Origin of the sequence: Burkholderia sp. Bp9143, from assembly GCF_003853645.1 — a bacterium.
Taxonomy (GTDB): Bacteria; Pseudomonadota; Gammaproteobacteria; order Burkholderiales; family Burkholderiaceae; genus Burkholderia.
The window spans coordinates 56,308-78,917 of the sequence record NZ_QTPO01000012.1 but is presented as its reverse complement, the minus strand read 5'-3'; the positions used below and the strand labels follow the sequence as shown (position 1 = coordinate 78,917).

The window sequence follows — 22,610 nt, the reverse complement described above, 5'->3', positions numbered from 1 at the left end:
ATCTGCGTGCATCACCGTGTACCAGAGCGGTGCGTAGCGCGCGAAATCCAGGCACGACAAGCCTCTTGCGCTTGTCCATGGCGGCTTACGGTGTATACCCTCCAGGTCATTTTGTTGACAAAAATGGTGCACGCCACGACACCAACTCGATCGATGGCGACGAAAATTTTTGACCGTTAGTTGCGTGTTTACTTAAAGAAAAAGGCGGGAAACCCCGCCTTTCGATGGTACCTGCCCGACTCAGCCGAGATGCGGATAGTCCGACAGCGTGAGCCGGAAACCGTGCGCATTCGCGACGAGCTGCGCCTGCGCGCCGAACGGCAGCGTCAGCAGATCGGGCACGTGACCGAACTGCAGCCCCGTGACCACCGGGATGCCGACCACCGAGCGCACCTGGTCGATCATCGCCTGCATGTCGTAGCCGTTGTCGTACTCGAACGGCCGCGCGCCCGTGAACTGTCCGAGCACGAGCGCCTGCTGGCGCGCGAGCAGCCCCGACAGGTGCAGTTGGTAGATCATCCGTTCGATCCGGAACGGCTGCTCGTTGACGTCCTCGATGAACAGGATGCCGCCCTCGATGTCGGGCATGTAAGGCGTGCCGACGAGCGACGTGAGGATCGCGAGGTTGCCGCCCCAGAGCGTGCCCGTCACGTTCACGGTCTGCACTTGCGGCGCCTCGGCGATGATCGTCGTGGTCGGCTGCGACAACGTCCGCCAGAAGTGCTGCATCGTGAAGTCGCTTGGCGTTTCCGCGCCGAAGTCGGCAGACAGCATCGGGCCACCGAAGGTCTTGATGCGCGCCTTCGCGTACAGCGCGAGCTGGATCGCAGTGAAGTCGCTGTGGCCAACCAGCGCGATCGGCTGATCGCGCAGGCGACGCTCGAGCCCGCGATAGTCGAGCCCGTGCAGGATGCGCGCGGCGCCATAGCCGCCACGCACCGCGAGTGCGATATCCGGCAGCGCGCGCTCCGGATCCGCGAGGCGGTTCAGGTCGCCGGCCCGCTCGCCGTCGGTGCCGCCGAATCGCTGAAAGCGGCGCTGCGTCGCGTCGATGTTCTCGATGCGATGCTGCGCGCCGCTCAGGCGCTCGAGCGCGCGATTGATCGCGTCGGGGTCGTGCGGATAACCGGACGGCGCCAGCAGGCGGATGGTGTAGGACGCGGCGGGCTGGAAGGACATGGCGAAAGGTATCGGGATCGTCAAACCTGCTTAGAGGGTCCGAACCGTCTCCGGTTCACGGAACCGCGCGGCCCACCCCGCTCCGGGCGACCGGCACGGCGGGCGCGCTCATGACGCGCCGGATTCGGCGTCGCGGGCGAGCCGTGCTTCCCGCAGCGCACGACGGCGTTCGGCGAAGAACGACTTCAGCGCAGCGCCGCACTCGTCGGCGAGCACGCCGCCGGTCACGTCGGTATGGTGGTTGAGCTGCGGATTCGCGAACGCGTCGATCACGCTGCCGCACGCACCCGTCTTCGGGTCGGCGGCGCCATAGACGACCCGCGCGATGCGTGCATGCATGATCGCGCCCGCGCACATCAGGCACGGCTCGAGCGTCACGTACAGCTCGCAGCCTGGCATCCGGTAATTCTGCAGATGCTGCGCGGCCATGCGCAGCGCGGCCATTTCCGCGTGGGCCGACGGGTCGTGCCCGCCGATCGGATGGTTGAAGCCGCGTGCGATCACTTCGTCGCCGCGCACGAGCACCGCGCCGACCGGCACTTCGCCGGCCGCGCGCGCCTCCTCGGCGGCGGCCTGCGCGAGCCGCATGAAATGCAGGTCGCGCGCGGACACGGGCGCGGCTTCGGGAACGGGAGAATCGGAAGCGGATCCGGCTGCCGCGTCGTGCAGCGCGTCGGCGCTCACATCGGCCCCGCTTCGGCGGGCACGTCGTCGAGCCCGCGCTCGCACAGACGTTCCGCGATGCGCCGGCAATAGTCGCGCGGCATTACCATCGGCCCGCCGCGCAGCGATTCGAGCGCCATGTCGAGGGCGAGGATCTTCGCCTGCAGCCGGCAGCGCGCGGCACGGTCGCTGACCGCCTGCAGTTCGTCCTGCAGGTTGCGCAGCGCGCGCAGTTGCTCGACGGCCGGCGGCACGAAGCCCGCATTCTTCAGGATACGGTTGGCCACCCGCACCTCCTCGGGTACGAGCAGGTCGTCATCCAGCGCCTGCGGCGCGCCGGTACCCGGCAAATCGTCGAACTCGCCCCGCGCGGCGGCGGCGGCAATGCGTTGTTCGACCAGTGCGTCAAGCAATCTCATCAGTCAATCGGAACAAATGCGGCAGCCGAATTCTAGCAGGGTGACGTGCGTATGACAGGCCCTTCGAAGGGATGCTCGATATTGTGTTTTTAGGGGCCGAATCGGCGCGCATGCGTGCCGATCGCCGTGACTTGCCGCTGTGCTGCGCCGCAGCAGGCTCCGCGCGGATTTGGCGCGGATTGCGCGGGCGATGTCCGGCCCTGTTTTTTTATTTTCGCCTCTGGTCGATCGGTGTTCGTCGTCCCGCCGAAATCGCCGTTTCGTGACTGCCGGGTCATGCGGCGAGCGGCTGCGACCGCGCCTTCGGAAACGGCCGGAACATCATTGCGACGAGGAACGCGCCGATGCCGATCGCGAACGATCCGAGGTACAGCCAGCCGTAGCTGCCCAGCGCATCCACGATCAGGCCGCCGGCGACCGGCCCTGCCGCCATCCCGAGGCTGCCGGCCATCGCGCAGCCGCCGATCACGGTGCCCATCATCCGCAGCGGGAAGTTCTCGCGTGCGAGCACCGCGTAGAGCGGCATCACGCCCGCATAGATGAAGCCGAACAGCATCGCGACCGCGTAGAACCCATCGAGCGTGCGCACAAAATAGTAGCCGAGCGCGCCAAGCGCCTGCGCGAGCAGCCCCGCCACCAGCATGCGTTTCGCGCCAAGGCGGTCGCCCAGCAGCCCGAACGCGATGCGCCCGCCCATGCCGGCAAGCCCCTCGACGCTGTAGATCGACACCGCGGCGATCAGCGGGATTCCGCACGTCACTGCATAGCTGACCGTATGGAAGATCGGGCCGGAATGCGTCGCGCAGCAGAAGAAGTTGGTCAGCAGCAGCACGATGAACTGCGGCGAACGCAGCGCGCCCCCGACCGACAGCGGCGCGGCTCCGGGTCCGCCGGCCGATGCCGGCTCGGCGTGCGGCCCGTCGAGCGCGGGCGCGTGGCGCACGAACAGCGACGCCGGAATCATCACGACCGCGGTCAGCGCGGCGATCGACAGCATCGACGTGCGCCAGCCGTGGCCCGACACAAGCCAGGCGGCGAGCGGCGACATCGTCATCGGCGCCATCCCCATGCCGGCCGACACCAGCGATACCGCGAGGCTGCGGTGCGTGTCGAACCAGCCCGTCACGCAGGCCATCATGGGCGCGAACACCGCGGCCGTCGCGCTGCCGACGGCCAGCCCGAAAACCAGCTGGAACGCGAGCAGCGTCTGCGCACGGCTTGCAAGCGCCAGGCTCGCCGCCAGCAGGACGGCGCCCGTCACGACCACCGAACGCGTGCCGATCCGGTCCGACAGGCTGCCCCAGCCGATGCTCGCGAAGGCCATCGCGATGAAGCCGAGCGTCATCGCGGCGGAAATGCCGGTCATCGACCAGCCGGTGTCGCGTGCGATGGCCCGAAGAAACACGGGCAGCGAAAACATCGCGCCGATCGCGACGCAGCCCATCAGGCCGCCCGCGGCGGCGATCACCCAGCGATAGCGGGAATCAGGCATCTGGCATCTCCTTTCTCTGTGTCGCACAGGCATCGATGGGGAATCGGGCTGCCGTCGCACAATCCGCTTGATACCGATACGACGCACGACGTACCGGGAATTCGACATGTGCGGTACGGGCGAGCGTGAATATCCGATTGTCGACCGATTTGAGCGACCGACAAGGGACGGATCCGGACGAACCTCGGCCGCACCACCACCCGGCTTCTCCGGGATCGGAAATAGTTGATATGGGTGCATGAGTGCGCTCACTACACTCGAGTCCTCTTGTCATGACAAGTTGGCGGATGACCCCACCCAACGTCGTGCCGCTGTCGGCGACCCCGCTCTACGTTCAGACCGCGTACGGCACAAAAAAACGCCCGGCAGGTTCCCCTGCCGGGCGTTCGCATCATTCGATGCCGCTATCGGTCATCGACGCACACCTCGACGCCGAATCACTCCCACTCGATCGTCGCCGGCGGCTTGCCCGAGATGTCGTACACCACACGGTTGATCCCGCGCACCTCGTTGATGATCCGGTTCGACGCGCGGCCGAGCAGCGCGTACGGCAGATGCGCCCAGTGCGCGGTCATGAAGTCGGTGGTCTGCACCGCGCGCAGCGACGTCACGTAGTCGTACGTGCGGCCATCGCCCATCACGCCGACCGACTTCACCGGCAGGAACACCGCGAACGCCTGGCTCGTCAGGTCGTACCAGCTCTTGCCGACGTCGGCCTCGCCGCACAGGCCCGCTGCCGCATCCTGCGCGGTCGCGGTCGTGTTGCGCAGCTCCTCGATGAAGATCGCATCCGCGCGACGCAGCAGGTCCGCGTATTCGCGCTTCACTTCGCCGAGAATCCGCACGCCGAGGCCCGGGCCCGGGAACGGGTGGCGGTACACCATCTCCGGCGGCAAGCCGAGCGCGACGCCCAGCTCGCGCACTTCGTCCTTGAACAGGTCGCGCAGCGGCTCGAGCAGCTTCAGGCCGAGCGTTTCCGGCAGGCCGCCGACGTTGTGGTGGCTCTTGATCGTCGTCGCCTTCTTCGTCTTCGTGCCGCCCGACTCGACCACGTCCGGATAGATCGTGCCCTGTGCGAGCCACTTCGCCTTGGACAGCTTCTTCGCTTCGGCCTGGAACACCTCGACGAACTCGCGGCCGATGATCTTGCGCTTCGCTTCCGGATCGGTCACGCCGGCCAGGTGGCCGAGGAACTGCTCGGATGCGTCGACGTGCACGACCTTCGCATGCAGGCGGCCCTCGAACATGTCGAGCACCATCTTGCCCTCGTTCAGGCGCAGCAAGCCGTGGTCGACGAACACGCAGGTCAGCTGGTCGCCGATCGCGCGATGGATCAGCGCGGCCGCGACGCTCGAGTCGACACCGCCCGACAGGCCGAGAATCACTTCCTCGTCACCCACCTGCTCGCGAATCTTCGCGACGGCTTCCTCGATGTGGTTGCTCATGATCCAGTCGGGCTTCGCGCCGGCGATCTGCAGCACGAAGCGTTCGATGATCTGGCGGCCCTTCACCGTGTGCGTGACTTCCGGGTGGAACTGCACCGCGTAGTAGCCGCGCGCCTCGTCGGCCATGCCGGCGATCGGGCAGCTCGGCGTCGAGGCCATCAGCGCGAAGCCCGGCGGCAGCTCGGCAACCTTGTCGCCGTGGCTCATCCAGACCTTCAGCATTCCGTGGCCTTCGCTCGTCTTGAAATCCTCGATGCCGTCGAGCAGGCGCGTATGGCCGTGCGCGCGCATTTCCGCGTAGCCGAATTCGCGATGGTCGCTCCACTCGACCTTGCCGCCGAGCTGCACGGCCATCGTCTGCATGCCGTAGCAGATGCCGAGCACCGGCACGCCGAGATCCCACACGGCCTGCGGCGCGCGCAGCTGGTGGTCTTCGTACGTGCTTGCGTGGCTGCCCGACAGGATCACCGCTTTCGGCGCGAACTCGCGGACGAAGTCGTCGGACACGTCGTTCGGGTGAATTTCGCAGTAGACGTGCGCTTCGCGCACGCGGCGCGCGATCAGTTGGGTGACTTGCGAACCGAAGTCGAGAATCAGGATTTTGTCGTGCATGGCTGCGGACGGGATGAAGAGAATAAGAAAAGCAGCGCACGAAGCGCTGCGTCAATAGCATGGACAACGGCGTCGGGCGGCAGGCGGCTCGCGCGACGCATCGCCGGTCAATCCTGCGACGGCGGGCGCGCGTCGAATGCGACGCTGCCTGACAATCGGTCGGATGCGGCCGCCGTGGCTGCCGAAGGCGCCGCCGGACGGCTGACGACCGGTTCGACCCGCTGCTGCGGGGCGGAGGCCGGTGCCGGTTCGGCCGGACGCTGCGCGCCCTGGGCCTCGAGCGCCTGCGCCTTCTCGCGCCGCCGCACGGCCGATGCGAGCCGTACGCCGCCAAGGCCGAGCAGGATCAGCGCGACACCGGCCATCGCCGACAGCACACGGCCAGCGGCCGCGAGCGCGGGACCGTTACCGGTGCCGAACGACCACACGACCGCCAGCACGCCGATCAGCCAGTTCACATGGCCGACCGCACGCGCGACGGGCGCCGTCAATTCACCGTTGACCGCTGCATGAAACGCGAGCCACGCGAGGCCGAGCAGCGCGATGCCGAACGCCTGGCCGAGCATCGCCGGCTGGATGTTCGCCAGCTGCAGCGCGTTGAACAGCGCCTGCCAGGGCGTCAGCACGAATAGCACGCCGAACGCCAGCAGCAGCACGGCATCGACAATCAGCACGGCTCGCAGCAGCGGTTTCATCGGCGATCAGTCCACGTGGTAGTTCGGTGCTTCCTTCGTGATCTGCACGTCGTGCACGTGCGACTCGCGCATGCCCGCCGCGGTGATCTGGACGAATTCGGCCTTGTCGTGCAGCTCGTCGATCGTGCGGCAGCCGCAGTAGCCCATGCTCGCGCGCACGCCGCCGACCAGCTGGAACAGGATCGCGTTGACCGAACCCTTGTACGCGACGCGACCTTCGATGCCTTCCGGCACGAGCTTGTCGATGTTCGCCGAGTTGTCCTGGAAGTAGCGGTCTGCCGCGCCGTCCTTCATCGCGCCGACCGAACCCATGCCGCGGTACGACTTGTACTGGCGGCCCTGGTACAGGAACACGTCGCCCGGCGCCTCTTCGGTGCCCGCGAACATGCTGCCCATCATCACCGCGTTCGCGCCGGCCGCGAGGGCCTTCGACACGTCGCCCGAGAAACGCACGCCGCCGTCGGCGATGCACGGCACGCCGGTGCCCTTCAGCGCTTCCGCGACGTTCGCGATCGCGCTGATCTGCGGCACGCCGACGCCCGCGACGATACGCGTCGTGCAGATCGAGCCCGGGCCGATACCGACCTTGACCGCGTCCGCGCCGTACTCGACGAGCGCCTTCGCGGCGGCTGCCGTCGCGATGTTGCCGCCGATCACCTCGACGTGCGGGAAGTTCTGCTTGACCCAGCGCACGCGCTCGAGCACGCCCTTGCTGTGGCCGTGCGCGGTATCGACGACGATCACGTCGACGCCGGCCTGCACCAGCAGCTCGACGCGCTCTTCGTTGTCGGCGCCGACGCCGACCGCCGCGCCTGCGCGCAGCTTGCCGTGTTCGTCCTTGCACGCATCCGGATGTTCGGTCTGCTTCGTGATGTCCTTGACGGTCATCAGGCCGCGCAGTTCGAACGCGTCGTTGACGACCAGCACGCGCTCGAGGCGGTGGCTGTGCATCAGCGCCTTCGCTTCCGCGAGGGGCGTGCCTTCCTTGACCGTGACGAGACGCTCGCGCGGCGTCATGATCGACTTGACCGGCTCATCGAGGCGCGATTCGAAACGCAGGTCGCGGTTCGTGACGATGCCGACGAGCTGCGGGCCTTCGACGACCGGGAAGCCCGAGATGCCATGCTGACGCGACAGTGCGATCACGTCGCGCACCTTCATCTGCGGCGGAACCGTGATCGGGTCGCGCACGACGCCCGATTCGAAACGCTTGACCTTCGCGACCTCGCGGGCCTGCTCGGCCGGCGTGAGGTTCTTGTGGACGATCCCCACACCACCCTGCTGCGCCATCGCGATCGCGAGGCGACCTTCGGTGACCGTGTCCATCGCGGCGGACACGAGCGGCATGTTCAGGGAGATGTTGCGGGTCAGCTTGGTCTTCAGGCTGGTGTCGCGCGGGAGAACGTCGGAGAAGGCGGGAACGAGGAGCACATCATCGAAAGTGAGTGCTTTTTGGATCAGACGCATGGCAAATCCTATGGGCGCAAAAGCGAATTATACGCGAAGCGCTGCGAATTTTCACAACACGAACAACGGGTTAGCCGTTTTCAAGTGCTCAGGGCCGAATCGTTCGGATCGCCGTTCGGTTCGTTTTCGATCGCCTTTCGTTTCACCCGTGCATCGCCCCATTCGCACAGCCGGCCGGAATCGGGCCGATCGCACGTCGTTGCCGTACGACGCCGGACCTGCCGGCGGCGACTCCGCCTGCCCCGTTCGACGCGCGCCGGCGGCCCCGGGCGCCGCTAGGCCAGCCCGGCCGCGGCGCACGCGATCATCGCCGCACCGGCGCCGATCGCGACGCCGCCGACGATCCGCGCGACGCGCTCGCCGGACGGCGCCAGCCGCTCGGCGGCGATCGCCGCGGTCACGACGGCCATCACGCGCAGATCCATCACGCCGGCTGCCAGTGCGACGGCCATCAGATTCCCGCAGCAGGCGCCGCAACGCAACGCGGTACGCACGCCGTACCACCACGCAACCGCGGCCCCGGCTCCCGCCCGGCGCACGTATGCGTCGTCCGGTGCATGCCGGCAGCACGCGAGCCGGCGTGCCTTCCAGCCGGAAAACTGCAGCACACCCGCGCCGAGCACGACCGCACCGGCCGCAAACGGCATTGCGGCGGCGAGCGCGGGCAGCCGCACAGCGGCCACCGCCAATGCAGTGCCGACCGGAAACACCAGCGCGCCGAGCGCCATCCACACGATGAAGTACCCGGCGCCCGCGACCGCAACGAACCATGCCGCGCGCGCCCCGCCCAACGGGCGAAGGCTCTGCCGATATCGCCAGAGCACCGGTGCCAGCACCGGCAGCATCATCGTCACCGTCATCGCGCCCCACATGCCGGCGAACGCGGCGAACGTGCGCCCTGCCTGCCATCCACACGGCCGGAGCCATCCGGCCGACAGCGTCCAGCCGCCCGCCATTGGCATGCCACCCATCGCGTCCATCGATGCGTGCTGCGCGAGCGTCGCCCGGATGGCGGCGGCAAATACCGCGACGAACACGACGCCGAACACACGCCGGCCGCCGCCCGCAGCACCGGTCGCAGCCGGTTTCGTCGCGGCACTCATCGCCGGCTCGCGCCGCTCGCCGGCCCGCGCTCAACCGCGCGCGTATTCGTCATGACGGCGCCACCACACGCCCGTCTCGTTGCGCCCGAGCGGCGCGCGATCGAGCCACTGGTACATCCCCCACAGCCCGTCAAGCCCGCGCGCATACGTCGAATACGTGTGATAGACGACGTCGTCCTCGCGCACGAACGCGCTCATCCCCGGCCGGTCGAGCGAGTACGTGGCGGCGTCGGTGCCGCACGTCGCCGCGAACTGGGCGACGGCGGCCGGCGGCGGGTCCATGTCCATCGCGTGGCCGGCCCGTGCATAGTTGTATTCGACGTCGCCCGCGCGCTGCTGTGCTTCGGTGAACGACACGTTGAAGTCGAAGTTGAATTCGCCGCCGTCCGACGACGCCCATGGAAAGTGCCAGCCCATCCGCTGCCGGTACGCCAGCAGCTTCGCGAGCGGCGCGCGCGACACTGCCGCGAGCATCACGTCGTGGTTCGCGAGGTGGACCGCAAAACCGTCGAAGCCGTCGGCAAGCGCCGAGCACGACGGGCAACCGGCCTTGTAGTCGGGACCGAACATGAAGTGATAGACGAGCAGCTGCGAGCGGCCGCGGAACAGATCGTCGAGCGTCGCCGGGCCGTCCTCCGTGTCGAACCGGTAGGCCTTGTCGACGCGCACCCACGGCAGCGCCTGGCGTCGCCGCGCGAGTTCGTCGCTCTGCCGCGTCAGCGCCTTTTCTGCATCGAGCAGCGCGCGGCGCGCAGCCAGCCATTCAGCGCGCGTTCCGGTGAGATGGTTCGTCATTGCGGGTTCCTCCTTTCGATGGATTTCCGGGCACGGCGCATCTGCCGTGTGCGTGGTGCTAGATTAGGACCGGGCATCGGATCGGAGGGAGTGACAACTGTGTCGGGATTCGGATGGATTCGCTGATCACGGCCGCCGCGCGTGCGCTTGCGGCGGGCGACCCGCTCGGCGCGCTGAACCGCGTCGCATTGCGCGACGACGCGCCGGCGCTCGCGTTGCGCGGGATCGCGATGGCGCAGCTCGGCGATTTCGAGCGCGCACGCGCGCTCGTGCGTAGCGCGGCTCGCGCGTTCGGCGCGAAGGAAGCCGTCGCACGGGCGCGCTGCGTCGTCGCGGAAGCCGAGATCGCGCTGGCGTCTCGCGACCTCGGCTGGCCGTCGCGCGCCCTCGACGCCGCCTGCGCGACGCTCGACGCACACGGCGACCGCGCGAACGCCGCGCATGCGCGCTATCTCGGCGTGCGCCGACTGCTGCTGATCGGGCACGTCGAGGATGCCGAACAGCGGCTCGCGAATCTCGATCCCGCACCGCTGCCCGCCGCATCGCGCGCGGCTCACGAACTGATCGCGGCCGGCATCGCGATGCGCCGCATCCGCCCGCACGCGGCGCGCATGGCGCTCGCCCGTGCGCGCGCGGCCGCGCAGGACGCCGGCATCGCCGCGCTGACGGCCGAAGTCGAGACGGCCGCACGCATGCTCGATACACCGGCCGCGCGACTCATCGCGCGCGGTGCGTCGCGGCTCGTGCTGCTCGACGAGGTCGAGGCGCTGCTGGAATCGAACGCGCTCGTCGTCGATGCATGCCGCCACGCGGTGCGCGACGCGCGCACGACCGTGTCGCTCGCGCGCCGCCCGGTGCTGTTCGTGCTCGCCCGCGCGCTGGGCGAGGCGTGGCCCGGCGACGTGTCGAGAAACGCGCTCGTCGCCGCGGCGTTTCGCGCGAAGCACGCGGACGAATCGCATCGCGCCCGCCTGCGCGTCGAGATCGGCCGGTTGCGCGCGATGCTGCGGCCGCTCGCGAACGTCACCGCGACGCCGCGCGGCTTCGCGCTCGAACCGCTCGGCCCACGCGAGACCGTCGTGCTCGCGCGTCCGGTCGACGACCGCCACGCGGCCGTACTCGCGCTGCTCGCGGACGGCGAGGCGTGGTCGAGTTCCGCGCTGGCGCTCGCGCTCGGCGCGAGCCAGCGCACCGTGCAGCGCGCGCTCGACGCGCTCGCCGAAGCGGACAAGGCGCAGGCGATCGGCCGCGGTCGCGCGCGCCGCTGGATGACGCCGCCGCTGCCCGGATTCGCGACGACCTTGTTACTCCCCGCGCCGCTGCCGGGCGACTAGGATGGGGATACCAACGACGAGGTGACAGACATGAAACGATCCACCGCAGACATCGTCCGCGAATACGGCCCGTTTCCGGGCGTCGACGGCGTGCACGGCGTCACGTTCGACGGGCAGCACGTCTGGTTCGCGTCCGGCGACAAGCTGAACGCGCTCGACCCGGAACGCGGCACGACCGTGCGCGCACTCGACGTCGCCGCGCACGCAGGCACCGCGTTCGACGGGCGCCATCTGTTCCAGATCGTCGAGGACCGCATCGAGAAGATCGATCCCGACTCGGGCCGGGTGCTTGCGACGATCCCCGCGCCCGGCGGCGGCGCCGATTCGGGGCTGGCCTGGGCCGAAGGCACGCTGTGGGTCGGCCAGTACCGCGAACGCAAGATTCATCAGGTGGATCCGCAATCGGGCGCCGTGCTGCGCACGATCGAATCGAACCGCTTCGTCACCGGCGTGACCTGGGTCGACGGCGAGCTGTGGCACGGCACCTGGGAAGCGGACGAGAGCGAGTTGCGGCGGATCGACCCGCACACCGGGCACGTGCTCGAACAGGTCGACATGCCGCCCGGCGTCGGCGTGTCTGGGCTGGAATCCGACGGTCGCGACCTCTTCTACTGCGGCGGCGGCAACAGCGGCAAGCTGCGCACCGTGCGCCGCCCTGCGCGGGCACGCGCGGCAAGCGACGATGCGGCGGCGGCCGAGCCAGTCGAGCGCTGATCAGCTGATCGTCGAAGGGCGGCCGGCCCGCCGCGATCCCCGGTAAGCAGGATCGGATCGCGGCGGCACTCGCATCTAACCCCGAACGCCACTCGCTCCCGAGTGCAGGAATGAACAAGACGCGGTTGCGGCGCCGTCGTTAAGATGCGCGCTCGTCAGTCTTTCGTTCGGAGCAGTCGATGCAGCGCGGTGTGGTGTATGGCGTCCTCGCGGGCGCGTTGTGGGGGATGGTCTTTCTCGTCCCGCGGCTGATGACCGACTTCTCGCCGCTGCTGCTGAGCGCGGGCCGCTACGCGATGTACGGCCTCGTGTCGCTGGCTGCGTCCCTGCCGGCCGCCCGCTCGCTGCTCGCGCGGCTGACCCGCGAGGATCTCGTCGCGCTCGCGAAGCTCGCGCTGATCGGCAACGTCGCGTACTACATGCTGCTGTCCGGCGCCGTGCACCTGATCGGCATCGCGCCCAGCTCGCTGATCGTCGGTGTGCTGCCCGTGACCGTCACGCTCGCGGGCCTCGGCGACCACGGCGCGGTGCCGCTGCGGCGCCTCGCCGCCCCGCTCGCACTGGTGATCGCCGGCATCGTCTGCATCAACGTCGACCTCTTCACCTCGGAAGCCGCGCAGGCGACGACGCTCGGCCAGAAGCTCGCCGGCATCGCGTGCGCAACCGGCGGGCTCGCGAGCTGGACTTGGTACGCGGTCGCGAACGCCCGCTACCTGCAGCGCCACCATCATTTCGACGGCAACGAGTGGTCGGTGCTGTGGGGCGTCGTGACGGGACTGATCGGCGGCCTCTGCTGGCTCGCGATCCTCGCGCTGCCGGCCGGCACGGTGCAGGCGGCCGTCCCGGCATCGCGCTGGCAACTGTTCTGGCTGCTGAACCTCGTGCTCGCGATCGGCGCGTCGTGGCTCGGCAACGGACTGTGGAACGCGGCGTCGAAGCGGCTGCCACTCACGCTGTCCGGTCAGTTGATCGTGTTCGAAACCGTGTTCGCGATGCTCTACGCGTTCCTCTACGACCACCGGATGCCGCGCGTGCTGGAGATCGCGGCGCTCGTGCTGCTGCTGGCGGGCGTCTACGGGTCGGTGCGCCGGCACAGCGACACGCACCCGGGCGGCAACACGCCCGGCAGCACGGCCGTGAACGCGAACGTCACGGCCCACTGAGCGCACCCGGGCCTGGTCTGACGAATCGGCACGGAAGACGATGGAGCCGGGCTGGCGCGACGTGTCAGCGCGCGTCCTTGTGCATCCACTTGCGACCCTCGACGGAGCCCTCGCGGCGGGTCTTGTCGACGCGCCGCTGGCGCGCGAGTTTCGGATCGACGATCAACGGGCGGTAGATCTCGACACGGTCGTGGTCGGCGAGCGGCGCGTCTAGCGGCGCCAGCTTGCCGAATACGCCAGTTTTCGCGTGCGCGAGGTCGATTTCCGGGTGCAGCGCGAGCACGCCGCTCGCGTCGATCGCCGCGCGCACGGTCGCGCCTTCGGGTAGCGACACCGGAATCAGCGTCTGGCGATCCGGCAGCGCGTAGCAGACTTCGATCGACAGCATCGTGTCACCCCTTCCCGTAGCGCTGGTCGGCGCGCTTGACGAACGAATCGACGAACGTGTTCGCGATATGGCTGAACACCGGCCCGATGATCTTCTCGAGCAGGATGCTCGAGAACTCGTAGTGCAGCGCGAATTCGATCTTGCACGCATCGGCGCGCAGCGGGATGAAGCGCCACGAACCCGTGAACTTCTTGAACGGGCCGTCCGCGAACTCCATGTCGATCCGCGCCGGGCGGTGCTGCGTGTTGCGCGTCGCGAAATGCTGCTTGATGCCCTTGAAGTTGATGTCAATGCGCGCTTCCATTCCGCTGTCGTCCTGACGGCGAATCTCTACGCCGCCGCACCAGGGCAGGAAATTGGGGTAATCGGCCACGTCGGTGACGAGGTCGAACATCTGTTCCGCCGAATGGCGGATCAATACGGTTTTCTGGACATCTGCCATAAATCGCGCGGCATCGCTCAAGGTGAGAACGCAAGCCGGGCGATTCCCGCCCTGCTTTGCTAAAATCGTGATTTTAAACGAGTTGGCCTGATCCTTTCATGAGCATCATCGACAACAGGAAAGCGCACTTCGATTATCACATCGAGGAACGCTACGAGGCGGGGCTCGTGCTCGAGGGCTGGGAAGTCAAGGCGCTGCGCGCCGGGCGCGGCCAGATCAAGGAAGGCTACGTCGTGGTCAAGAACGCCGAGATCTTCCTGATCGGCACCCACATCAGCCCGCTGCCCGAAGCCTCGACGCACATCAAGCCCGATCCGGTCCGCACGCGCAAGCTGCTGCTGCACCGCGACGAAATCAAGAAACTGATCGGCAAGGTCGAGCAGCGTGGCTACACGCTCGTGCCGCTGAACTTCCACTACAAGGGCGGTCGCGTGAAATGCGACATCGCGCTCGCGAAGGGCAAGAAACTGCACGACAAGCGCGAAACCGAGAAAAAGCGCGACTGGGAACGCGAAAAGGCCCGCATCATGCGCGCCGGCAGCTGACGCTCAGGTTCCTCTGCCACACAAAGCAACACGGCCCGCTCGAAGCGGGCCGTGTTGCTTTGTGTGGTGTGTGATTCGTGTGAGCGGCGATCGAAAAGGCGCTCACCATCGCGGATGAAACGCTGCACCGCCCGTGCGATGCGACAGGACTTGCGCCTCCATCGCGCGACGATTCGCCGCACGCCCGGCACACGGCCGGCGCATAGCGGCCGCCGACGCGCGAAACCCACGCGCGCGCTCAGCCCTTCCCGCTCACGGCCGGCGCCGCGTTCTTGACGATCGTCAGCGCGGACGCGATCGCGGTGCCGAGATCCGACAGGTTCGCTGGCACGATCAGCGTATTGCCCTGTTTCGCGAGGTTAGAGAACGCGCCGACGTACTGCTCGGCAACCTTCAGGTTCACGGCATCCATCCCGCCCTGCGACTGGATCGCGTTCGCGATCTTCTGGATGGCCTGCGCGTTCGCCTCGGCCACCGCGAGAATCGCGGCCGCCTCACCCTGTGCCAGGTTGATTGCGGCCTGCCGCTCGCCCTCGGACTTCTGGATTGCAGCCTCGCGCGCGCCCGACGCGAGGTTGATCTGCTCCTGCTTGCGGCCTTCGGAGGCGGCGATCAGCGCGCGCTTTTCCCGCTCGGCGGTGATCTGCGCCTGCATCGCGTGCAGGATCTCCTTCGGCGGCGTCAGGTCCTTGATCTCGTAGCGCAGCACTTTCACGCCCCAGTTCGCGGCGGCCTGGTCGAGCGCCGACACGATGTTGTGGTTGATGAAGTCGCGCTCCTCGAAGGTCTTGTCGAGTTCGAGCTTGCCGACCACCGAGCGCAGCGTCGTCTGCGCGAGCTGCGTGATCGCGAGCACGAAGTTGCTCGACCCGTACGATGCCTTCATCGGATCGGTCACCTGGAAGTACAGCACGCCGTCGACCTGCAGCTGCGTGTTGTCGCGCGTGATGCAGACCTGGCTCGGCACGTCGAGCGGAATTTCCTTCAGCACGTGCCGATAGGCGATCCGGTCGACGAACGGCAACACGATATTGAGACCGGGCGACAGTGTCGCGTGATAGCGCCCGAAGCGCTCGAGCACCCACGCATGCTGCTGCGGCACGATCTTCACCGTCTTCGACACGATCACGATGGCGATGACGAACAGGACGACCCAGATGATCAGCGAATCCATGAAGTGTTCCCTCCTTCTTTTATCAGTGGACGATCAGCCCGCGGGTTTTGCGACGACGACGAGACTGTTGCCGCGCACGGCACGCACCTGATACACGCGCGCATCGTCGCGCTCGCCGGCCGCGAGCTCGACGTCCCAGTCGGCGCCGCGATACTGCACGCGCGCGCGGCCGTCATGCCACGCGTCGACCGTGACGGTCGCGCCGATATCGAGATTGACGTCCGGATTCGTCGACGTATCGCGCTTCTGCTTGCGCCCGAGCCCCGAGCGGCGCAGCAGGATCATCGCGATGATCGCGACCGCGGCGGCCGCCCCGACCTGCACGTGCGGCGCGAAACCGGCGAGCTGCAGCAACCCGCCCGCGAGAAAGCCGAGCGCGATCATCAGCAGATAGAACGTGCCGGTCAGCAATTCGGCGACGACCAGCACGCCGACCCCGACCCACCAGAACAGATGCCCCGACATCATTGTGGTCTCCCGAAAAACGGCCCCCACGCTCACTATATTCGCTGCGCGTGCCCCCGAGGGGGCGGGCGGCACGCTTGGGGCGGCCCGGACCGGCAAAAAAAAACACCCCGGTGCTTACCGGGGTGTTTATAGCACGAACCTTGCATTTTGCCTTCACCGAAAGAGCAGCGAGCCGCCCTTTCGTCGAAGTTGCATGACCGACCGTTACTTCCGGTTGGCGAGCGCTTGCCACGTATCGATGATCGTGTCCGGGTTCAGCGAGATCGACTCGATGCCTTCGTCGGTCAGCCATTGCGCGAAGTCCGGGTGATCGGACGGGCCCTGGCCGCAGATACCGACGTACTTGCCCATCTTGCGGCAGGTATCGATCGCACGCTTGAGCAGGAACTTGACGGCCGGGTCACGTTCGTCGAAGTCGACGGCCAGCAGTTCCATGCCCGAGTCGCGGTCGAGGCCGAGCGTGAGCTGCGTGAGGTCGTTCGAACCGATCGAGAAACCGTCGAAGTGCTCGAGGAACTCTTCGGCGAGGATCGCGTTGGTCGGGACTTCACACATCATCACGAGGCGCAGGCCGTTCTCGCCGCGCTTCAGGCCGAACTTCTCGAGCAGGCCGACGACACGCTCCGCCTGCTTCACGGTACGCACGAACGGCACCATGATCTCGACGTTGGTCAGGCCCATCTCGTCGCGCACGCGCTTCAGTGCACGGCATTCCATCTCGAACGCCTGCGCGAAGTCTTCGGCGATATAGCGCGACGCGCCGCGGAAGCCCAGCATCGGGTTTTCCTCGTCCGGCTCGTAGCGCGAACCGCCGATCAGCTTCTTGTACTCGTTCGACTTGAAGTCGGACAGACGCACGATCACGGGCTTCGGATAGAACGCCGCGGCGATCGTCGCGACGCCTTCCGTCAGCTTGTCGACGTAGAACTGGCGCGGCGACGCGTGACCGCGCGCGACGCTCTCGACCGCCTTCTTCAGGTCCTGGTCGATGTTCGGGTACTCGAGGATCGCCTTCGGGTGCACGCCGATGTTGTTGTTGATGATGAACTCGAGACGCGCGAGGCCAACACCGCCGTTCGGCAGTTGCGAGAAGTCGAACGCGAGCTGCGGGTTGCCGACGTTCATCATGATCTTGACCGGGATTTCCGGCAGTTCGCCGCGCTGCACTTCCGTGACTTCCGTCTCGAGCAGCCCGTCGTAGATCTTGCCTTCGTCGCCTTCCGCGCACGACACCGTGACGAGCGCGCCGTCCTTCAGCACGTCGGTCGCGTCGCCGCAGCCGACGACTGCCGGCACGCCGAGTTCACGCGCGATGATCGCCGCGTGGCAGGTCCGGCCGCCACGGTTCGTGACGATTGCCGCCGCACGCTTCATCACCGGCTCCCAGTTCGGGTCGGTCATGTCCGCCACCAGCACGTCGCCCGGCTGCACGCGTTCCATTTCCGACGGATCCTGGATCACGCGCACGGGGCCCGCGCCGATCTTCTGGCCGATCGCGCGGCCCGTCGCCAGCACCTGCGACTGGCCCTTCAGCTTGAAGCGCTGCTCGGCCTTGCCGGTCGCCTGGCTCTTCACCGTTTCCGGACGCGCCTGCAGGATGAAGATCTTGCCGTCGCGGCCGTCCTTGCCCCACTCGATGTCCATCGGACGCTGGTAGTGCTTCTCGATGATGACCGCGTACTTCGCGAGCTCGATCACGTCTTCGTCGGTGATCGAGTAGCGGTTGCGCTGCTCGTGCGGCACGTCGACCGTCTTCACGCGGCCCGGTTCGCCCGGCTGCGTGAATTCCATCTTGATCAGCTTCGAGCCGATCGAGCGGCGGATGATCGGGTACTTGTCCTGGGCGAGCGTCGTCTTGAACACGTAGAACTCGTCCGGGTTCACGGCGCCCTGCACGACGGTTTCGCCCAGGCCGTAGCTCGACGTGATGAACACGGCGTCCTTGAAGCCCGATTCGGTGTCGATCGTGAACATCACGCCGGCTGCGCCGACGTCCGAGCGGACCATGCGCTGCACGCCGGCCGACAGCGCGACCTCGGCGTGCGTGAAGCCCTTGTGCACGCGGTACGAAATCGCGCGGTCGTTGTACAGCGACGCGAACACGTGCTTCATGCGATCGAGCACGTCGTCGATGCCAACGACGTTCAGATACGACTCCTGCTGACCGGCGAACGATGCGTCGGGCAGGTCTTCCGCGGTCGCGGACGAACGCACGGCGAACGACAGTTCGCCCGGCGAGCCGTTCTTCAGGATTTCGAACTGTGCGCGGATTTCCTGCTCAAGACGAGCCTGCATCGGTGCGTCGACGATCCACTTGCGGATTTCGGCACCGGCTTCGGCGAGCGCCTTCACGTCGTCGATGTCGAGCGACTCGAGACGCTTGGCGATGCGATCGGTCAGATCGTTGTGCTTGAGGAAATCGCGGAAAGCGAGCGCGGTCGTGGCGAAACCAGTGGGTACGCGAACGCCTGCTTCGGAAAGCTGGCTGATCATCTCGCCGAGCGACGCATTCTTGCCGCCCACGATCTCCACATCGGTCATCCGCAACTGCTCGAACGGGATTACATACGCCTGGTCCTTTGCGACGTTTGCTGCGTTAGTCATACAAGCCCCTAAGTGTGAAAAAAATGCTCGATTGCGCAAGTGGGCTCGGACGCGGGCGCTTGCAAAAAGGCGCGGCGCGTCTTGCGCAACCTGTTGGAGAAACAATCGCAGCCGCGGAAAATCTTCCGACCCGATTTGCAAAAATCCCGGCAGAAGGGCGATATATTCAGACAAATCGCCAAACTTGCCGGGAATTTTCGATCGATCGCGGCAAGCCAAGGGTGCCGTTCGCACCCTGCCCCCGCAATTGCTTATCCAACAGGTTGCCGCTATTCTACCGTGCCGGCTGCCGGATGTGGCGCGACCTTGTCACTGTGTCTGGAGGCGAACCTCCAGCCACCCGCGCAACCGCCCTTCACGTTCGACGCCCAGATTCATGCTGCCTACCGTTTTCATCGTCTCCGACGGCACCGGGATCACTGCCGAAACCTTCGCGCACTCGATCCTCTCCCAGTTCGACCAGAAATTCCGCCTCGTGCGCCTGCCGTTCGTCGACTCGCTCGACAAGGCCTTTGCGACCGTCGAGAAAATCAACGAGGCCGCGGTGCACGACGGCCGCCGCGCGATCGTGTTCACGACGCTCGTCGACAGCGAGTCGAACGACATCGTCAAGCGCTCGAACGCGCTGGTGCTGGACATGTTCCAGCGCTTCGTCGAGCCGCTCGAGCAGGAACTGGAGCTGAAGTCGAGCCATGCGATGGGCCGCGGCCACCAGAACGCCGATACCGAGGAATACAAGACGCGGATCGAGGCGATCAACTTCTCGCTCGCGCACGACGACGGCCAGTCGAACCGCAACCTGTCGGAAGCCGACGTGATCCTGGTCGGCGTGTCGCGCAGCGGCAAGACGCCGACGAGCCTGTATCTCGCGATGCAGTATGGCGTGAAGGCGGCCAACTATCCGCTGATTCCGGAAGACTTCGAGCGCGGCAAGCTGCCGTCGGCGCTGTCGCCGCATCGCGACAAGCTGTTCGGGCTGTCGATCGATCCGCAGCGCCTGTCGGAGATCCGCAACGAGCGCCGCCCCGGCAGCAAGTACGCGGCGCCGGAGAACTGCCGCTACGAGATCAACGAGGCCGAGGCGATGATGCGCCGCGAAGGAATCAAGTGGCTGTCGTCGACGCACAAGTCGATCGAGGAGATCGCAACGACGATCCTGCAGGAAATCCGTCTCGACCGGCAGTCGTACTGACGACTTGCCCGCCGGCGCGGCCGCCAGGCCGCCGCCGGAAGCAAAAAGGCCGCGTCGAACGCGGCCTTTTTTTCACGGTGCGGGATACGACGCGCGGACAACGCCGCACGTCACGTCGTCATGTCATGCGCACCGCTGCTGCCGCACCTGCTCGAACAGGCACACCGCCGCCGCTGCCGCGACGTTCAGCGACTCCATGCCACCCGGCTGCGGGATCGTCACGCGATGCGTGGCCGCGTCGCGCCAGAACGCCGACACGCCGGCGCCTTCGTTGCCGAACACCCATGCGACCGGGCCGGCCAGGTCGCAGTCGTAGATCGCCTGCGCGCCGTGCGAATCGGTCAGCGCGACCGGCACGTCGAGGCGTTCGGCCAGTGCCTCCGGCTCGACATCCTCGTGGATCGACAGCAGGAAATGCGCGCCCATTCCCGAGCGCAGCACCTTCGACGACCACGCATAGGCGGTGCCCGGCGCGCAGAACACGTGCCGCACGCCAGCCGCCGCCGCGCTGCGCAGGATCGAGCCGACGTTGCCGGCGTCCTGCACGCCGTCGAGCACCACCGATGTGTGCAGGACGCGCTCAGGCAGCGGCTGTGCGGGCCGGTCGACGAGCAGCAGGAAACCGACGCCGCTGACCACGTTCGACAGTTGTCCGAACAGCGCGTCGGGCAGCGTGACGACCCGCTGCGCGTCAACGCGCGCGATGATCGCCTGCGCTTCGTCGTGCGCGAGCGCGCCTTCGGTCGCGACACACAGCTCGGGTGTCGCGCCCGTATCGAGATACGCGCTGGCGAGGTGGAAGCCTTCGAGCAGCGCCTGGCCGCCGCGGCGCTGCTGGGACGTCGAACCCGCAAGCGCCTTCAGACGCTTGTACAACGGGTTGTCGCGGGAAGTAATGCTCTTCATCGAATCAGATCGAGTGCCGCACGCACCGGCGCGAACGAGCGCCGATGCGCTTCGCACGGACCATGCTCGCGCAGCGCGGCTAGATGTTTCGCGGTGCCGTAGCCGGCATGCACGTTGAAGCCATACACCGGGAAGCGTTCATGCAGGTCGACGAGCATGCGGTCGCGCGTGACCTTTGCGAGAATCGACGCGGCCGAGATGCTCGGCACTAGAGCGTCGCCGCTGACGATCGCCTCGGCACGCACCATCAGCGTCGGGCAGCGGTTGCCGTCGATCTGCGCGAGCGTCGGCAGCACCGACAGGCCTTCGACGGCCCGCTTCATCGCGAGCATCGTCGCATGCAGGATGTTGAGCGTATCGATCTCGTCGACGCTGGCCGACGCGACGCAATACGCGCGCGAGCGCGCGACGATCAGGTCGTACAGCGCGTCGCGCTTTTTCGCGGACAGCGCCTTCGAATCGTCGAGCCCGTGGATCGGCTGCGCAGGATCGAGGATCACCGCGGCGGCAACCACCGGCCCCGCGAGCGGGCCGCGGCCTGCTTCATCGACGCCGCAGACGATCTCGTCGGGTCGGCTGAAGTCGAAGCCGCCCTGCACGTCGGTCGACGCGCGGCGGCGTGGCGCACGGGTTGCCGTCATGCGCGCCCCTTGCGTTGCTCGAGTACGCGCACGACCGCTTCGGCGGCCTTTGCGGCCGTGTTCTGCCGCAGCGAGAGATGCATTTCGGTAAACACTTCGGTCAGCGTGCGGCGGTTCGCGTCGTCCCGCAGCTGCGTGAGCGTTGCATCGGCGAGCGCCTCGGGCGTCGCGAAATGCTGCAGCAGCTCGGGCACGACGAAGCGCCCCGCCAGGATATTCGGCAAGCCGACGTACGGCAGATAGCCCTGCCGGCGCATGATCTGCCCGGTCAGCCAGGGCACCTTGTACGAGATCACCATCGGCTTCTTCAGCAGCGCGGCTTCCAGCGTGACAGTGCCGCTCTTCACGAGGATCGCGTCGGCGGCCGTCATCGCGACCTGCGAGCGGCCGTCCGTGATCGTCAGCGCGAGCTGCGGATGCGCGTCGACGAGCGGCTGCAGCAACTCGCGCAGCGCAGGCGTCGCCGCCGGCATCACGAATCGCACGCCGGGCTCGCGCTGCTGCATCAGTGCCATCGCCGCAAAGAACGTCGGGCCGATCAGCCCGATCTCCGAGCGCCGGCTGCCCGGCAGCACCGCGATCACCGGGCCGTCGGCCGGCAGGCCGAGCGCAATGCGCGCGCCGTGCGTGTCGGGCTCGAGCGGAATCTCGTCGGCCAGCGGGTGGCCGACATACGTCGACGCGACGCCCGCCTTGTCGAGGATCGCCGGTTCGAACGGGAACAGGCACAACATGTGGTCGACGGACTTCGCGATTTTCTTGATCCGCCCGCCGCGCCACGCCCAGATAGACGGACACACGAAGTGGATCGACGGGATGCCCGCGTCGCGCGAGGCCTGCTCCACGTTGAAGTTGAAATCGGGCGCGTCGACGCCGATGAATGCGTCGGGCCGCTCCGCGAGCAGCTGGCGCTTCAACTCGCCGCGAATCCGCAGGATCTCGGGAATCTGGCCCAGCGCCTCGACGTAGCCGCGCACCGTCAGCTTGTCCATCTGCCAGTGCGAGTCGAAGCCGTGCGCGAGCATCCGCAGCCCACCGATCCCGTAGTACCGGGTCGACGCGGGCAGCCGCTCTTGAAGCCCGCCGAGCAGCGACGCCGCGAGCAGATCGCCCGACGGCTCGCCGGCCACCATCGCGAGCCGGAGCTGATTGGTCGGGAGCGACATCGC

Annotated in this window: 22 protein-coding genes; 5 read left to right on the top strand and 17 right to left on the bottom strand. The window is 67.3% G+C overall.

Translation table 11 applies throughout. The features are described from left to right. Window positions 1–240: 240 nt before the first annotated feature. From ldcA to DIE23_RS11520, 9 genes are all read right to left on the bottom strand, one after another. Window positions 241–1,179, bottom strand: a complete 939-nt coding sequence (ldcA, locus tag DIE23_RS11560) for a muramoyltetrapeptide carboxypeptidase (RefSeq protein ID WP_124612244.1) — start codon at window positions 1,177–1,179, stop codon at window positions 241–243. 108 nt (window positions 1,180–1,287) lie between these two features. Then, window positions 1,288–1,863, bottom strand: a complete 576-nt coding sequence (tadA, locus tag DIE23_RS11555; RefSeq protein WP_124612243.1) for a tRNA adenosine(34) deaminase TadA — start codon at window positions 1,861–1,863, stop codon at window positions 1,288–1,290. Further along, a complete protein-coding gene (locus DIE23_RS11550) occupies window positions 1,860–2,261 on the bottom strand; it encodes a DnaJ family domain-containing protein (protein WP_057925390.1) in 402 nt (133 codons plus the stop codon). The genes tadA and DIE23_RS11550 overlap by 4 nt, the downstream gene beginning before the upstream one ends. Window positions 2,262–2,535: 274 nt before the next feature. Next, the gene (locus DIE23_RS11545; RefSeq protein ID WP_124612242.1) at window positions 2,536–3,753 is read right to left on the bottom strand and encodes an MFS transporter; all 1,218 of its coding nucleotides are present in this window, start codon (window positions 3,751–3,753) and stop codon (window positions 2,536–2,538) included. A 437-nt stretch (window positions 3,754–4,190) separates the two neighbouring features. Then, entirely contained in the window at window positions 4,191–5,810 is a 1,620-nt protein-coding gene (gene guaA / locus DIE23_RS11540) for a glutamine-hydrolyzing GMP synthase (protein ID WP_124612241.1), read from the bottom strand. A 107-nt stretch (window positions 5,811–5,917) separates the two neighbouring features. Next, window positions 5,918–6,505, bottom strand: a complete 588-nt coding sequence (locus tag DIE23_RS11535; RefSeq protein WP_124612240.1) for a hypothetical protein — start codon at window positions 6,503–6,505, stop codon at window positions 5,918–5,920. Window positions 6,506–6,511: 6 nt separating this feature from the next. After that, a complete protein-coding gene (gene guaB, locus DIE23_RS11530) occupies window positions 6,512–7,972 on the bottom strand; it encodes an IMP dehydrogenase (RefSeq protein WP_124612239.1) in 1,461 nt (486 codons plus the stop codon). A 275-nt stretch (window positions 7,973–8,247) separates the two neighbouring features. Beyond that, on the bottom strand, window positions 8,248–9,075 hold the full coding sequence (locus tag DIE23_RS11525; RefSeq protein ID WP_124612238.1) for a DUF2182 domain-containing protein: 828 nt from the start codon (window positions 9,073–9,075) through the stop codon (window positions 8,248–8,250). 30 nt (window positions 9,076–9,105) lie between these two features. Beyond that, a complete protein-coding gene (locus DIE23_RS11520; RefSeq protein ID WP_124612237.1) occupies window positions 9,106–9,870 on the bottom strand; it encodes a DUF899 domain-containing protein in 765 nt (254 codons plus the stop codon). Window positions 9,871–9,983: 113 nt separating this feature from the next. On the opposite strand from DIE23_RS11520, the gene DIE23_RS11515 reads away from it, so the two are divergent. From DIE23_RS11515 to DIE23_RS11505, 3 genes are all read left to right on the top strand, one after another. After that, entirely contained in the window at window positions 9,984–11,204 is a 1,221-nt protein-coding gene (locus DIE23_RS11515; RefSeq protein WP_124612236.1) for a helix-turn-helix domain-containing protein, read from the top strand. 30 nt (window positions 11,205–11,234) lie between these two features. Then, window positions 11,235–11,918: a glutaminyl-peptide cyclotransferase gene (locus tag DIE23_RS11510; RefSeq protein ID WP_124612235.1), complete on the top strand. Its 684-nt coding sequence runs from the start codon at window positions 11,235–11,237 to the stop codon at window positions 11,916–11,918. A 179-nt stretch (window positions 11,919–12,097) separates the two neighbouring features. Next, a complete protein-coding gene (locus tag DIE23_RS11505; protein ID WP_124612234.1) occupies window positions 12,098–13,081 on the top strand; it encodes a DMT family transporter in 984 nt (327 codons plus the stop codon). Window positions 13,082–13,145: 64 nt separating this feature from the next. Here the strand turns inward: DIE23_RS11505 and DIE23_RS11500 are convergent, their stop codons facing one another. Both DIE23_RS11500 and DIE23_RS11495 read right to left on the bottom strand, forming a co-directional pair. Beyond that, window positions 13,146–13,469: an RnfH family protein gene (locus DIE23_RS11500; RefSeq protein WP_006752170.1), complete on the bottom strand. Its 324-nt coding sequence runs from the start codon at window positions 13,467–13,469 to the stop codon at window positions 13,146–13,148. Window positions 13,470–13,473: 4 nt separating this feature from the next. Continuing rightward, complete coding sequence (locus DIE23_RS11495; protein WP_124612233.1) at window positions 13,474–13,911, bottom strand: type II toxin-antitoxin system RatA family toxin; 438 nt, start codon at window positions 13,909–13,911, stop codon at window positions 13,474–13,476. Between the two features lie 98 nt (window positions 13,912–14,009). On the opposite strand from DIE23_RS11495, the gene smpB reads away from it, so the two are divergent. Then, window positions 14,010–14,456 carry an SsrA-binding protein SmpB gene (gene smpB, locus DIE23_RS11490; RefSeq protein ID WP_124612232.1) on the top strand — a complete coding sequence of 149 codons (447 nt, stop codon included), beginning with the start codon at window positions 14,010–14,012 and terminating at the stop codon, window positions 14,454–14,456. A gap of 238 nt (window positions 14,457–14,694) precedes the next feature. Here the strand turns inward: smpB and DIE23_RS11485 are convergent, their stop codons facing one another. The 3 genes from DIE23_RS11485 to ppsA all read right to left on the bottom strand — a co-directional run bounded on the left by DIE23_RS11485 (window position 14,695) and on the right by ppsA (window position 18,702). Further along, window positions 14,695–15,630 (bottom strand): SPFH domain-containing protein, encoded by a 936-nt coding sequence (locus DIE23_RS11485; protein ID WP_124612231.1) that lies wholly within the window; start codon window positions 15,628–15,630, stop codon window positions 14,695–14,697. Window positions 15,631–15,663: 33 nt separating this feature from the next. Continuing rightward, on the bottom strand, window positions 15,664–16,098 hold the full coding sequence (locus DIE23_RS11480; protein ID WP_124612230.1) for an NfeD family protein: 435 nt from the start codon (window positions 16,096–16,098) through the stop codon (window positions 15,664–15,666). Window positions 16,099–16,302: 204 nt separating this feature from the next. Beyond that, window positions 16,303–18,702, bottom strand: a complete 2,400-nt coding sequence (gene ppsA / locus DIE23_RS11475; RefSeq protein WP_124612229.1) for a phosphoenolpyruvate synthase — start codon at window positions 18,700–18,702, stop codon at window positions 16,303–16,305. A 376-nt stretch (window positions 18,703–19,078) separates the two neighbouring features. On the opposite strand from ppsA, the gene DIE23_RS11465 reads away from it, so the two are divergent. Continuing rightward, window positions 19,079–19,894, top strand: coding sequence for a pyruvate, water dikinase regulatory protein (locus DIE23_RS11465; RefSeq protein ID WP_059450011.1), 816 nt, complete (start codon window positions 19,079–19,081; stop codon window positions 19,892–19,894). Window positions 19,895–20,017: 123 nt separating this feature from the next. Here DIE23_RS11465 and DIE23_RS11460 read toward each other — a convergent pair whose 3' ends face one another. From DIE23_RS11460 to lpxB, 3 genes are read right to left on the bottom strand one after another with little or no spacing between them, the layout of a single operon-like run. After that, entirely contained in the window at window positions 20,018–20,800 is a 783-nt protein-coding gene (locus tag DIE23_RS11460) for an RNA methyltransferase (RefSeq protein WP_124612228.1), read from the bottom strand. Further along, window positions 20,797–21,441 carry a ribonuclease HII gene (gene rnhB / locus DIE23_RS11455; protein WP_124612227.1) on the bottom strand — a complete coding sequence of 215 codons (645 nt, stop codon included), beginning with the start codon at window positions 21,439–21,441 and terminating at the stop codon, window positions 20,797–20,799. Before rnhB ends, DIE23_RS11460 begins: the two co-directional genes overlap by 4 nt. After that, window positions 21,438–22,607: a lipid-A-disaccharide synthase gene (lpxB, locus tag DIE23_RS11450; RefSeq protein ID WP_124612226.1), complete on the bottom strand. Its 1,170-nt coding sequence runs from the start codon at window positions 22,605–22,607 to the stop codon at window positions 21,438–21,440. The genes rnhB and lpxB overlap by 4 nt, the downstream gene beginning before the upstream one ends. Between the last annotated feature and the right edge of the window lie 3 nt (window positions 22,608–22,610).